General features: G+C 70.3%; 12 protein-coding genes. 2 read left to right on the forward strand and 10 right to left on the reverse strand.

Annotated elements, in window-relative coordinates:
• Window positions 1-108: 108 nt before the first annotated feature.
• The 3 genes from ABZ725_RS31250 to ABZ725_RS31260 form a co-directional block, all read right to left on the reverse strand.
• On the reverse strand, window positions 109-1431 hold the full coding sequence (locus tag ABZ725_RS31250) for a beta-xylosidase (RefSeq protein WP_358805843.1): 1323 nt from the start codon (window positions 1429-1431) through the stop codon (window positions 109-111).
• Window positions 1432-1604: 173 nt separating this feature from the next.
• The gene (locus ABZ725_RS31255) at window positions 1605-2081 is read right to left on the reverse strand and encodes a hypothetical protein (protein WP_358805844.1); all 477 of its coding nucleotides are present in this window, start codon (window positions 2079-2081) and stop codon (window positions 1605-1607) included.
• A 252-nt stretch (window positions 2082-2333) separates the two neighbouring features.
• On the reverse strand, window positions 2334-2687 hold the full coding sequence (locus ABZ725_RS31260; RefSeq protein ID WP_351917710.1) for a cytidine deaminase: 354 nt from the start codon (window positions 2685-2687) through the stop codon (window positions 2334-2336).
• Between the two features lie 140 nt (window positions 2688-2827).
• Here ABZ725_RS31260 and ABZ725_RS31265 point away from each other — a divergent pair, with 140 nt between their 5' ends.
• Entirely contained in the window at window positions 2828-3877 is a 1050-nt protein-coding gene (locus ABZ725_RS31265; protein ID WP_358805845.1) for a ferritin-like protein, read from the forward strand.
• Window positions 3878-3884: 7 nt separating this feature from the next.
• Here ABZ725_RS31265 and ABZ725_RS31270 read toward each other — a convergent pair whose 3' ends face one another.
• The 7 genes from ABZ725_RS31270 to ABZ725_RS31300 form a co-directional block, all read right to left on the reverse strand.
• Window positions 3885-4244, reverse strand: a complete 360-nt coding sequence (locus ABZ725_RS31270; RefSeq protein WP_358805846.1) for an MmcQ/YjbR family DNA-binding protein — start codon at window positions 4242-4244, stop codon at window positions 3885-3887.
• Window positions 4241-5542 (reverse strand): hemolysin family protein, encoded by a 1302-nt coding sequence (locus tag ABZ725_RS31275; RefSeq protein WP_358805847.1) that lies wholly within the window; start codon window positions 5540-5542, stop codon window positions 4241-4243. The genes ABZ725_RS31270 and ABZ725_RS31275 overlap by 4 nt, the downstream gene beginning before the upstream one ends.
• Window positions 5539-6036, reverse strand: a complete 498-nt coding sequence (gene ybeY, locus ABZ725_RS31280; RefSeq protein ID WP_351917703.1) for an rRNA maturation RNase YbeY — start codon at window positions 6034-6036, stop codon at window positions 5539-5541. Before ybeY ends, ABZ725_RS31275 begins: the two co-directional genes overlap by 4 nt.
• Before the next feature lie 13 nt (window positions 6037-6049).
• Window positions 6050-7108, reverse strand: a complete 1059-nt coding sequence (locus ABZ725_RS31285; protein ID WP_351917701.1) for a PhoH family protein — start codon at window positions 7106-7108, stop codon at window positions 6050-6052.
• 135 nt (window positions 7109-7243) lie between these two features.
• A complete protein-coding gene (locus ABZ725_RS31290; protein WP_358805916.1) occupies window positions 7244-8353 on the reverse strand; it encodes a PfkB family carbohydrate kinase in 1110 nt (369 codons plus the stop codon).
• A 220-nt stretch (window positions 8354-8573) separates the two neighbouring features.
• Window positions 8574-9863 (reverse strand): glucarate dehydratase family protein, encoded by a 1290-nt coding sequence (locus ABZ725_RS31295; RefSeq protein WP_358805848.1) that lies wholly within the window; start codon window positions 9861-9863, stop codon window positions 8574-8576.
• On the reverse strand, window positions 9860-10822 hold the full coding sequence (locus ABZ725_RS31300; protein WP_358805849.1) for a 5-dehydro-4-deoxyglucarate dehydratase: 963 nt from the start codon (window positions 10820-10822) through the stop codon (window positions 9860-9862). Before ABZ725_RS31300 ends, ABZ725_RS31295 begins: the two co-directional genes overlap by 4 nt.
• Before the next feature lie 99 nt (window positions 10823-10921).
• On the opposite strand from ABZ725_RS31300, the gene ABZ725_RS31305 reads away from it, so the two are divergent.
• A complete protein-coding gene (locus ABZ725_RS31305; RefSeq protein WP_358805850.1) occupies window positions 10922-11713 on the forward strand; it encodes an IclR family transcriptional regulator in 792 nt (263 codons plus the stop codon).
• Window positions 11714-11770: the final 57 nt, after the last annotated feature.

The raw sequence follows: 11770 nt of genomic DNA on the forward strand, positions 1-11770 counted from the left end.
CCCGCGTACGGGCTGCGACGGCTTCGGTGGACGGGCGGGTGCGGACCTGTGGGGCGGGCGCCCGGCCACCGGTGGACGTGATGCTTGCGCTCGGCTGGGTGTGAGGGGTCAGCTGAGCGTGAGGGTGAGAATCCCGGAGTACGTGCCCGCGGGCGTGAACGCCGGTACGTCGAGGGAGAGTCCGGCGCTCGCGGTGAACTCACCGCCGGCGACCGTCGCGTCCGGGGTGGACGCCAGGGTCGCGCCCGAACTGCCCACGACTCCGGGCGACCCGGCCTGGCAGGTGCTCGGGCTCCCCGCCTTGGTGGTGCAGGCGGGCGTCCAGCTCAGCTTGTCGGCGGTGATCTTGGCGCCGGGTGCGCTGAAGTCGGTGACCTTGCCGGTCAGGGACCAGCCCGCGGGTCCACCACGGAAGTCCTTGACCGTCACCGGGTTGAGCGCCCCGGTCGAGGCCTGACCCGAGCCGACGTCCACGGTGGACATCGTCACGGCGTCCCCGGCCTGGGACATCGACAGGATGCCCGCCCGGACCGCGGTGGTCAGCTTCTGACTGTCCTCGGGTATGGGCTGGTCGTTGATGACCACGTAGGCGACCGGACCGGCGCCGACGGCCGAGTCCCAGGCACTGCCCTCGTACGCCACCACACCGGTCGTGGTGAGGTCGCTGACGACGAGCGAGCCCGAGATGTTCCCCTGCCCGTTCGCGACCACACTCGCCGTGTCCGCGGTCTGGGTCGCCCCGGAGCGCCCGGCCAGCGTGACCGTCGCACCCGGCGTGAAGCCGCTGCCGGTGACGGCGACGGCCGCGCCCGGCGCCCCGGAGGCCGAACCCAGTGAGATGGCACGGGTGTTGGCCGGCGGGTTGGCGGCCGCGGTGATCGTCTCCGACACCGGGGCCGGCGGGTTGATCACGGTGCAGGGAGTGTCCAGCTCAAGGATGTAGCTGGTGTGGATGTTGTAGTCGCCGGGCGAGAGGGTGATCGCGCCGGGCGAGGTGACCGTGAACGTGCCGGTCATGGAGAACGACGGGAAAGCGCCCAGGCCGGGCACCGGGGGGTTGCTCCTCGGTCCCGCGACGGTGACGTTGCCGGTCTGCGCGCCGCCGAGGGTGACCAGGCCCGTCGGCGTCATGATGTCGGCCGGCAGGTCGAGCGCGGTGGGATTGTTCGCGGCGGGCGTGACCACCGTGTAGGTCACGGCGACGGTGTCGCCGACCTCGGGGCTGGTGTTGTCCACCGTGATCCTCGCGGTGGTGGTGCCGTCGATCGGCGGGAGGCCCGCGAACGGCGGCGGGACACAGTGCGTGGGGAATTCCACGTTGACAGCGGCGCCGGCCGGACCCGCCAGCGCCCCGCCCGCGGTGACCGCGAGCGCGGTGGCCCCGAGCAGCGATGCCCAGCGCCGTCTTCGGGACCTTCGGGGTGAACCCATGTTTTGCCCCCTCCTCCAGGGTGCGGGCGCAGCGGCTCTTCTGCGCCGACAGGGGGCATTGAGATGCGGATCGGGTGAGAAGTCAATGGAGACGGCGCGACGAACTGATGGACCGTCAGCTTCCTGGTCCCGTACGGAAACTGACGGCCCGTGTGCTCAGTTCCCGACCGCTATCAGTCGAACACGAACGGTCCCGGCAACTGCGTCGTGCTCGTCGTACAGGTGACGGTGATCCCGAAGACGACCATCTTCAGGGAGCCCCCGAGGAAGTTCAGCGAGTCACCGGAGGCCACGGTCCCGTTGAGCGGTCCGACGGTGATCGGGGAGCCGATCGGCATGAGCGGGTTCGTCGTGCCGGTGAAGACCCTCGCGGATCCGGTGGAGTTCGCCATCGTGAGCGTCGAGGCGATGGAGTTCGCGCTGATCTGGATCGGCGCGGTGACCGCGGTCGAGGTGAAGGTGATGGTGGCCGAGGTACCGCTCTGGGTGGCCGTGAGGGTGGCGGCTCCGCCGCCGAACAGACCGCAGCTCGCGGTGACGGTCGCCGTCGTCGGTGCGACGGCGACGGCAGACGGCGCGAGCGCCAGCCCGGTGACCGCGAGGGCCCCGGCCAGCACTGCCGCACCTGATCCGATTCGTTTGACTCTCATGGAGTTTCTCCGGCTCTTTTTTACCGTGGGGAGACGGACGGCCGAGACGGAACGGTGGGTGCGGACACCGGTGCCGGTGGGGGGTGAATCTGACGGTCCGTCGGAATTTACGGTCCCATTGATGCGTGCGGGACGGGAGGAAGGCAAGGTTGAAAACCGGCCGAAGTGTGGCCGGTGCGGATGTCACTGAGTGAGTCGGGTGGGAGGGTGGGCGACGGGGGGTCCAGGGGGGGGCGGAGCCCCCCTGGTACGTCAGCCGGCGGAAACGGTGAGCCGCACAGTCCCGTCCAGCGAAGCGACGTGCACCGGAGTCCGCGCGCCGCCGAGATCCCGTACGACGCTCAGATCGGCGTCGCGAACCGCCTCCGCCGAGGTGACCACGGCCGCCGCCTCGAGCGACTCCGCCCCCGAGGCCACCGCCATCGCCACCGCCGTCTGCAACGCGCTCAGGTGCAGCGACGGCAGATCCACCGTCACGGCGACATACGTACGCCCCGTCTCGTCCCGCACGGCAGCCCCCTCGGGCACACCGTTACGGGCCCGAGCGGAACGGGCCAGGGTGACGATCTTGCGGTCCTCGGGATCGAGCGCGTTGCTGTCGGTCATTCCCCGAGCATACGAAAAAAGAAACGGGCGAATAAGCCAGCGAACTTTTCACCCATACGTCCTCTTTTGCTCGCCTATATCCCCGAGGAAGATCACACAGGTCCCGCCCGCCCCTTCCCCCGAAACGAACGGGAGCCGCCGTGGCCACCATCGCCGCCAAGCCGATGCCGATCGCCCAGCTGATGGAGACCCCACACCCCAAGCGCGACCTGGCCTGGATCGAGGCCGGTCTGCAGTCCGCCATCGCCTTGGAACTGGCGACGCTGCCGCCCTACCTCTGCGGCATGTGGTCCATCAAGACCGAGGACTCCGAGGCCGAGAGGCTGATCACGAACATCGTCCACGACGAGATGTTCCACATGGGCATGGTGTGCAACATGATGTCCGCGATCGGCGGAACGCCGTACATCATCGCCGCGGCCCCCAAGTACCCGGGCAAGCTGCCGGGCAACGTCCGGCCCCAGATCGACGTGTACCTCCAGGGGCTCACCCAGCAGTACGTCCGTGACGTGTTCATGGAAATCGAGATGCCCGAAAACCCGCTCGCGCTCCTCTACGAGGAGTGGGTCACGATCGGCAAGTTCTACGACGCGCTGCGAGAGGCGTTCACGACGGTCAACCCGGCCATCGTGGCGGGCCATCAGCTGGAGAAGCAGATCGGCGACAACATGCTGCCGGTGTTCTCGAACGTCGCCGACATCGTGAAGGCGATCGACGTGATCAAGGAGCAGGGCGAGGGCACCGGCCACGGGCCCGAAGACCCCACCCTCCCCAAGGACGGGCAGGGCCTGGGCCCGCTGGCCCACTACTACAGCTTCGGGGAGATCTGGAAGGGGCGGAGGCTGGCCCCCTCGCCCACCGGGCCCCTGCCGTTCGACTGGATCGGCGAGCCGGTTCCCTTCCCCGAGACGCACCCCATGGGCAGGCTCAAGACCGAGCGCTGGCCCGACCCTTCGGCGAACGTGCAGAAGCTCCTCAACGCGTTCAACGAGAAGTACACCGAGATGCTCGACCACCTGGAACAGGCATGGCACAACGGGGACGACGCCGCGCTCGGCCGTTCCGTCGGTGCGATGTTCGGCCTGAAGTCGCGCGCCCACGCGTTGATGAAGGAGCCCCTGCCCGGCGACGACAGCCACCGCTACGGCCCCGAGTTCCTCATCCGCTTCCCCGGCGACGACCAGGGCTGAGCCGGAGTCAGGGCCGGTCGAGTCGCAGTCGCTCGGCCCTCGGCAGGCCGGCGACGACCAGGTCGTACGAGTCCTCGACGAGCTCCCTGACCAGGCGGTCGGGGAGCTCGCCCTCGACGGTCACCGTGTTCCAGTGGCGTTTGTTCATGTGATAGCCCGGGGCGATCAGCCCCGAGTGCTCGGCGCGCAGCCGCACCGCGTCGTCCGGGTCGCACTTGAGGTTGACCTTCAAGGGACGCTGGTCCATCCAGCTCAGCGCGAACATCTTGCCCAGCACCTTGAAGACGGAGATCTCCGGCCGGAAGGGAAAATCCTCCTCGGCGGCCTCGAAGGACAGGCACAGTGCCCGCAGTTCGTCCGGGCTCACTCCGGCTTCTCCTCCGACTGCTCCGCCGAAGTCACCGGCTCCACCAGCACCGTCACGATCTTGTTCCGGCGGCCGGCCGCGGCCTCCGCCGTCAGCCGCAGCCTGCGCCCGTCGGGCAGTTCGACCTCGGACGACGCCCCGGCGATCGGCACCCGGCCCAGGGCCTTGGCGAGCAGCCCGCCGACCGTCTCCACGTCCTCGTCGTCGTACTCCTCCAGGCCGTACAGCTCGCCGAGGTCCGTGATGTCGAGGCGGGCGGTGACCCGGTACCGGTCGTCGCCGAGCTCCTCGACGGGCGGCAGCTCACGGTCGTACTCGTCGGTGATCTCGCCGACGATCTCCTCGAGGATGTCCTCGATGGTGACGATGCCGGCCGTGCCGCCGTACTCGTCGATCACCACGGCGACATGGTTGCGCTCCTGCTGCATCTCACGCAGCAGATCGCCGGCGTTCTTGGTGTCCGGGACGAACGCGGCGGGCCGCATCGCCGTCGACACCAGCTCGCTCTCCGCGTCACGGCTGATGTGCGTCTTGCGGACCAGGTCCTTCAGATACACGATCCCCACGATGTCGTCCTCGCTCTCCCCGCTCACGGGTATACGGGAGAAACCGGAGCGCAGGGCGAGGGTCAGGGCCTGGCGGATGGTCTTGTAGCGCTCGATGACGACGAGGTCGGTCCGCGGGACCATGACCTCCCGTACGAGGGTGTCGCCCAGCTCGAAGACCGAGTGCACCATACGGCGCTCGTCGTCCTCGATCAGCGACTCCTTCTCGGCGAGGTCGACCAGCGCGCGCAGCTCGGCCTCGGAGGCGAAGGGGCCCCGGCGGAAGCCCTTGCCGGGCGTGAGCGCGTTGCCGATGAGGATCAGCAGGGAAGGGATCGGGCCCATGATCCGGGCCAGCGGCAGCAGCACGTACGCGGCCGCCGTCGCCGTGTTCAGCGGGTGCTGGCGGCCGATGGTGCGCGGGGAGACGCCCACGGCGACGTACGACACCAGGACCATCACGCCGATCGCGGCGAACAGCGCCGGGGTCGTGCCGTGGATCTCCTTCAGGCAGGCGTAGGTGACCAGCGCGGCGGCCGCCATCTCGCAGGCGACGCGGACCAGCAGCGCCACGTTGAGATAGCGGGTCGGGTCGGCGGCGATCTGCGCGAGCTTGGCGCTGCCGCGTCTGCCGGACCGCACCGCCTCCTCGGCCCGGAAGCTGGAGACACGCGCGAGGCCCGCCTCCGCACAGGCGGCGAGCCAGGCGACCACGACCAGGGCGATCGCGCCGGAGACCAGACCGAGGCTCATGACACGGTCGGCGCCGGAGACGGCCCGGTCATGCCCTTCTCACCCCGCCATCCGTCCACGATGGCCGCCTGAAGGCCGAACATCTCGGCCTTCTCGTCGGGCTCCTCGTGGTCGTACCCGAGCAGGTGCAGCACTCCGTGGACGGTGAGCAGTTGGAGCTCCTCGTCCATGGAGTGCTGCGTGGGCGCTTCCTTGCCCTGCCGCTCGGCGACCTCAGGACACAGCACGATGTCGCCGAGCAGCCCCTGCGGAGGCTCATCGTCGTCCTTCGACGGCGGCCGGAGCTCGTCCATCGGGAAGGACATGACATCGGTCGGACCGGGCAGATCCATCCACTGGATGTGCAGCTGCTCCATGGCGTCGGCGTCCACGACGATCACCGAGAGCTCGGAGAGCGGGTGGATGCGCATCCGCGCGAGCGCGTAGCGGGCGATGTCGAGGATCGCCTGCTCGTCGACCTCGGTTCCAGACTCGTTGTTGACGTCGATCGACATGGTGCTGGCTTGTCTACTTCCGCTTGTTCCGGCCGCCCTTGTGGGTGCCGTTCTCCGTACCGTTCTCGCTGTCGTACTTCTCGTACGCGTCGACGATACGGCCGACCAGCTTGTGCCGGACGACATCCTGGGACGACAACCGCGAGAAGTGGACGTCGTCCAGCCCCTCCAGGATCTCCTGCACCTGCCGGAGCCCCGACTTGGTGCCGTTCGGCAGGTCCACCTGCGTCACGTCACCCGTGATCACGATCTTCGACTCGAACCCGAGCCGGGTCAGGAACATCTTCATCTGCTCGGGACTCGTGTTCTGAGCCTCGTCCAGGATGATGAAGGCGTCGTTGAGCGTGCGACCCCTCATGTAGGCCAGCGGCGCCACCTCGATGGTTCCCGATGCCATCAGCTTCGGGATCGAGTCCGGGTCGAGCATGTCGTGCAGGGCGTCGTACAGCGGGCGCAGGTACGGGTCGATCTTTTCGTAGAGGGTGCCGGGGAGGAAGCCGAGGCGTTCGCCGGCCTCTACCGCGGGGCGGGTCAGGATGATGCGGGTGACCTGCTTGGACTGGAGGGCCTGGACCGCCTTGGCCATGGCCAGATAGGTCTTGCCGGTGCCCGCGGGACCGATGCCGAAGACGATCGTGTGCTTGTCGATCGCGTCGACGTACCGCTTCTGGTTGAGGGTCTTGGGGCGGATCGTGCGGCCTCGCGAGGACAGGATGTTCTGTGTGAGCACTTCGGCCGGGGTCTCCTGGCCGTCGCTCGTCCCGTTCTCGCTCGCTCGCAGCATGGCGATCGAGCGTTCCACTGCGTCCTCCGTCATCGGCTGCCCGGTGCGGAGCACCAGCATCATCTCGTCGAACAGGCGCTGGATGAGGGCGACTTCCCGTGGTTCGCCGACTGCGCTTATCTCATTTCCCCGGACGTGGATGTCAGCCGCCGGGAAGGCCGTCTCTATCACGCGCAGGAGGGAGTCTCCGGATCCCAGCACGGTCACCATGGGGTGCTGGGCGGGAACGGTGAACTGTGCTCTCGCCTTGCCCTGCGCGGGCGTGTGAGCTGTGGGTGTCTGAGTCATAGGCCGGCCCGAGGGCCTCTACGTCCTCCCGGATGCGTCTCGCCTGCCACGAGGGCGGCCTGGCGAGTTCAAGGGTACGCCAGGGCACTGACAACGCCGTAGGAGTTTTCGCCCCTGCCGTGCGTGCCCGTGCGGCTATGCCGAGCGGCCGAAACCGATCGTCGGGACCGCTCTGCGCAGCGGCCACGGGGTGACCTCCTCCTCCGCCGCCGGGACCAGATCCGCCAGGAACGCGTACCGGCGCAGCGCCTCGGGGTCCTGGCCCTCGACCGACTGGACCTTGCGCCACCAGGCCGCGAGCTCGCACCAGCCGGGGGCGGAGAGCGAGCCGCCGAACTCCTGGACGGAGAGGGCCGCCGTGAGGCCGGCGAAGGCGAGTCGGTCGGCGAGCGGCCAGCCGGCCAGGGTGCCGGTGACGAAGCCGGCCACGAAGACGTCCCCGGCGCCGGTGGGGTCGAGGGCCTCGACGGCGATGGCCGGAACCTCGGCGCTCTCGCCCGTCGCACGGTCCACCGCGTACGCGCCCTCCGCACCGAGCGTCACGACCGCGAGCGGTACGTGCTCGGTGAGGGCGTGGGCGGCGGCCCGGGGGCAGCTGGCGCCGGTGTAGTTCATGGCCTCCTCCGCGTTCGGCAGGAAGGCCTCGCAGTGCTCCAGGTCGGCGAGGCCGGCCAGGTCCCAGGCCCCGGTCTCGTCCCAGCCGACGTCGGCGAAGATGCGGGTGCCGCGGCGGGCGGCCTGCTCGATCCAGGGGGCGCGCTTGCCGGGGGTGAGGGAGGCGACGGCGGCGCGGGCGGGCGGTGGGCACTCGGGGGTTCCGTCCGGGACGAGCGCGGCCTCGGGGGGTGGTTCGTGCCCGTGGGAGACCATCGTCCGCTCGCCCTCGTAGGCCATGGAGACGGTGACCGGGGAGTGCCAGCCCGGGACCGAGCGGGAGGTGCTGAGGTCGATGCCCTCGCCCTGTTCGAGGGCGTCCCAGCAGTACTCGCCGTAGTGGTCGTCGCCGAAGGCCGCCGCGAGGGAGGTGCGCAGGCCCAGCCGGGCGAGGGCGGTGGCCATGTTGGCGACGCCGCCGGGGCTCGACCCCATGCCGCGCGCCCAGGACTCGGTCCCGCGCACCGGGGCGGAGTCGAGCCCGGTGAAGATGATGTCGAGGAAGACGGTGCCGGTGAGGTAGACGTCCCACGGCGGATCGTCGGGGGTGCGCCGGGCGGCCAGGGGGTCGACCCGGGCGGCCTGCCGGATCCGGCCCGCCTGGGCACTCTGGCCGGCCCTCGCGGGCTGGCGGTGGCGTCCCTCTCCGGTGGACGCGTTGGACGCGGTCACGGTGCGCTCCCTGACGTGGTGCCGATCTGGCCAGTGTGCACCACGTCACCGACAGCCCGTCGTGCGTCACACGCGCACCGGGGCGCCCAGCCGCCGCGACCTCCCTCTGGAGAGTGAAGCGCCGGAGAGTGAAGCGCGGCTACCAGCGCGGCACGGCCGGGGTGATCCAGCCGGGGTCGACGACGCGCATCGCCGCCGCGTCGTCGCGTTCGCGCAGGGCGCCGTCGTCGTCGAGCCAGCGTCGGTGCAGGAGCGCGAGTCTGTCGTGATCGAGTTCGACGCCGAGGCCCGGTGCGTCCGACACGGTGACCTTGCCGTCGTCGAAGGTCAGCCGCTCGGTGAGGACGTCCTCCGACTGCCAGGGGTAGTGGGAGTCGCAGGCGTGACGGAGGTCCGGGACGGTGGACGCCACCTGGGTCATCGCGGCCAGCGAGATGCCCAGGTGGGTGTTGGAGTGCATGGAGACCGCGACGCCGAACGTCCGGCAGATCGCGGCGAGCTGCTGCGTGTTGCGCAGCCCGCCCCAGTAGTGGTGGTCGGAGAGGACGACCTGGACGGCGTCCCGCGTGAACGCCTCCTTGATCTCGGCGAAAGTGGTCACGCACATGTTGGTGGCGAGCGGCACGTCGGTCTGCGCGGCGACCTCGGCCATGGCCGGGGTGCCGAGGGCCGGGTCCTCCAGGTATTCCAGGATGCCGCCGATCTCCTCGGCGACCTTCAGCGAGGTCGCCACGGACCAGGCGCCGTTGGGGTCGAGCCGCAGCGGGTGTCCGGGGAACGCCTCGGCCAGTGCCCGGACGGCGGCGATCTCCTCGTCCGGCGGGAAGACGCCGCCCTTGAGCTTGAAGGAGGTGAAGCCGTAGCGCTCCTTGAAGCGCCGGGCCTGCTCGACGACTCCGGCCGGGTCGACGGCCGCGCCCCAGTCGTCCTGCTGCGCGGCCACGCCCTCGGGGTGGTCGGCCCACTTGTAGAACAGGTAGGCGCTGTACTCGACGGCGTCGCGGACCTTGCCGCCGAGCAGCGCGTGCACGGGCAGGCCGAGCGCCTTGCCGAGGGCGTCGAGGCAGGCGACCTCGAAGGCGGAGACGACGGACAGCCGCAGCTTGTCGGCGGTCTGGACGCCGCGCAGCCCGCCGACGTCCACCTGGCCGGAGATCCGGGAGCTGTCGACGGCCACCTCGTCGGCGATCGTGAACAGCCCGTTCAGGTCACTGACCTGACGGCCGGTCAGTTTGTCGGCGAAGGGGCGGGCCAGTTCGAGGTACTTGGTGTCGCCGTAGGTCTCGCCGACGCCCGTGACGCCGTCGGCGGTCACCACCTCGACGATCAGTCGGGGGGTGTACGGCTGGTGCACGCCCTGGGTGTTGAGCAGGGGCGGGTCGGCGACCAGGATCGGGGTCAGGCGGACTTCGGCGATCGTGAGGTTCACAGGGCGGCTCCTACGAGGTCGAGGCCGGCGGTCAGGAGGGTCTTGAGATCGGCGAGGTCGTCGCCCGACGGGTCGGCGAGCGGGGCGCGCACGGGCCCGACCGGGCGGCCGCGCAGCCGGGCCGCCGCCTTGACCAGCGACACGGCGTATCCGGGGACGCGGTCGCGGAGTTCGACGAGCGGGACGTAGAAATCGCGCAGCAGCTTCTCGACCGTGCCGTCGCCGCCGCCGTCCCGGTCGCCGTCGGCCTTCAGCGCCGTGAAGAAGGCGTTCGCGATCTCGGGGGCGAAGGCGTGGACGGCGGAGGAGTAGGCGGGGACGCCGACGGCGGCGTAGGAGCGGGCCTGGATCTCGGCGGTGGCGGCGCCGTTGAAGAAGAGGAAGCCCTCGGGGGCGGCGAGCGTGAGGCGCTGGAGGCGGTCGAGGTCGCTGTGGCCGTCCTTGAGGCCGATGACGGTCGGGATGGCGGCGATGCGCCTCAACGAGGCTGCGGTGAAGGCGACCTGGCCGCGCTGGTAGGCGATGAGCGGAAGCCGGGTGCGGGCCGCGATGTGCTCGAGCTGGGCGACCAGCCCGTCCTGCGGGGCGGCGACCAGGTAGTGCGGGAGGACGAGGAGGGCGTCGGCGCCGGCGTCCTCCGCGATGCGGGCGAAGCGGGCGGCCTGCGCCCAGCCGTAGCCGATCCCGGCGACGACCGGGAGCCGGCCGGCCGCCTCCTCGACGGCGATCGTGACCACCTGGCGGTACTCGTCCTCGTCGAGGGAGAAGAACTCGCCGGTCCCGCAGGCGGGGAAGACCGCGCCGGGGGCGGTCGCGATCTGTGCCGCCGCGTGCGCCCGGAAGCCGTCGGGGTCGAGGGAGCCGTCGGCGTGGAAGCTCGTGAGCGGGAAGGAGAGCACGCCGTGTGCCATGCCCTCCCGCAGGCGGCGGACCGTGTCCCTGTCGAGACTCACCCTCATCCATCTCCCCATGTAGATGCTATCCACGTATGAAGATGGAGGTTAGATATACGAACGCCGATCGTCAACGGTCCGGTCCGCCCCGATTACGATCGGCCCATGTCGGATACAGGCGGCGTCCGCGAGGTGAAGTCCGCGGCGCGCACGGTCGAGCTGCTGGAACTTCTCGCGGCGCGCGGCGACCGTCCGGCCCGGCTGCAGGAGCTGGCGGACGAGCTGGGCGTGCCGCGCAGCTCGATGTACGCGCTGCTGCAGACCCTGATCGACCGGGGCTGGGTCCGCACGGACGTCACCGGCTCCCTCTACGGCATCGGCATCCACGCCCTGCTGACAGGCACCGGCTACCTCGACTCCGACCCGCGCGTCAGACTGGTGCGGCCCTGTCTCGACGAGGCCTCCGAGGCGCTGGGCGAGACCATCCACCTCGGACGGCTGGACGGCCGGGGCGTGGCGTATCTGGCGACGCGCGAGTCGCACGAATACCTGCGCACGATCAGCCGGGTCGGGCGGCGGCTGCCCGCGCACGTCGGCGCGCTCGGCAAGGCGCTGCTGGCGGAGCGGCCGGACGGGGAACTGCCCGAGGGCCCGTACGAGGCGATGACCGCCAGGTCGCACACCAGCCGGGCGGCGCTGCTCGCCGACCTCGCCGAGGTGCGGGCGCGCGGGTACGCGGTGGACCGCGAGGAGGGCGTGACCGGCATCGTCGGCTTCGGCTTCGCCCTGCGCTACGACACTCCGGCGCAGGACGCGATCAGCTGCTCGGTGCCGGTGGCGCGACTGACGCCGGAGCACGAGGAGCGGATCGTGGCGGTGATGCGGGAGATCAGGGCGAAGATCGAGGCACTGGCGCCGGGTGCCGGCGGGTCCGGCGGCGCCGTGAACTGGCGTTAGAGGCGCGCCGTTTACCCGCCATCTCCCGCCGCAAACAATATGTGATCCAGATCACAC

Source organism: Streptomyces sp. NPDC006872, from assembly GCF_040635845.1.
Lineage (GTDB): Bacteria > Actinomycetota > Actinomycetes > Streptomycetales > Streptomycetaceae > Streptomyces.

Excerpts from the sequence above, each read along its gene's own strand:
- ABZ725_RS31275 (WP_358805847.1), bottom strand. The coding sequence starts at position 5,542 with ATGAGCCTCGGTCTGGTCTCCGGCGCGATCGCCCTGGTCGTGGTCGCC.
- ybeY (WP_351917703.1), bottom strand. The coding sequence starts at position 6,036 with ATGTCGATCGACGTCAACAACGAGTCTGGAACCGAGGTCGACGAGCAG.
- ABZ725_RS31260 (WP_351917710.1), bottom strand. The coding sequence starts at position 2,687 with ATGACCGACAGCAACGCGCTCGATCCCGAGGACCGCAAGATCGTCACC.
- ABZ725_RS31255 (WP_358805844.1), bottom strand. The coding sequence starts at position 2,081 with ATGAGAGTCAAACGAATCGGATCAGGTGCGGCAGTGCTGGCCGGGGCC.
- ABZ725_RS31300 (WP_358805849.1), bottom strand. The coding sequence starts at position 10,822 with ATGAGGGTGAGTCTCGACAGGGACACGGTCCGCCGCCTGCGGGAGGGC.
- ABZ725_RS31250 (WP_358805843.1), bottom strand. The coding sequence starts at position 1,431 with ATGGGTTCACCCCGAAGGTCCCGAAGACGGCGCTGGGCATCGCTGCTC.
- ABZ725_RS31285 (WP_351917701.1), bottom strand. The coding sequence starts at position 7,108 with ATGACTCAGACACCCACAGCTCACACGCCCGCGCAGGGCAAGGCGAGA.
- ABZ725_RS31305 (WP_358805850.1), top strand. The coding sequence starts at position 10,922 with ATGTCGGATACAGGCGGCGTCCGCGAGGTGAAGTCCGCGGCGCGCACG.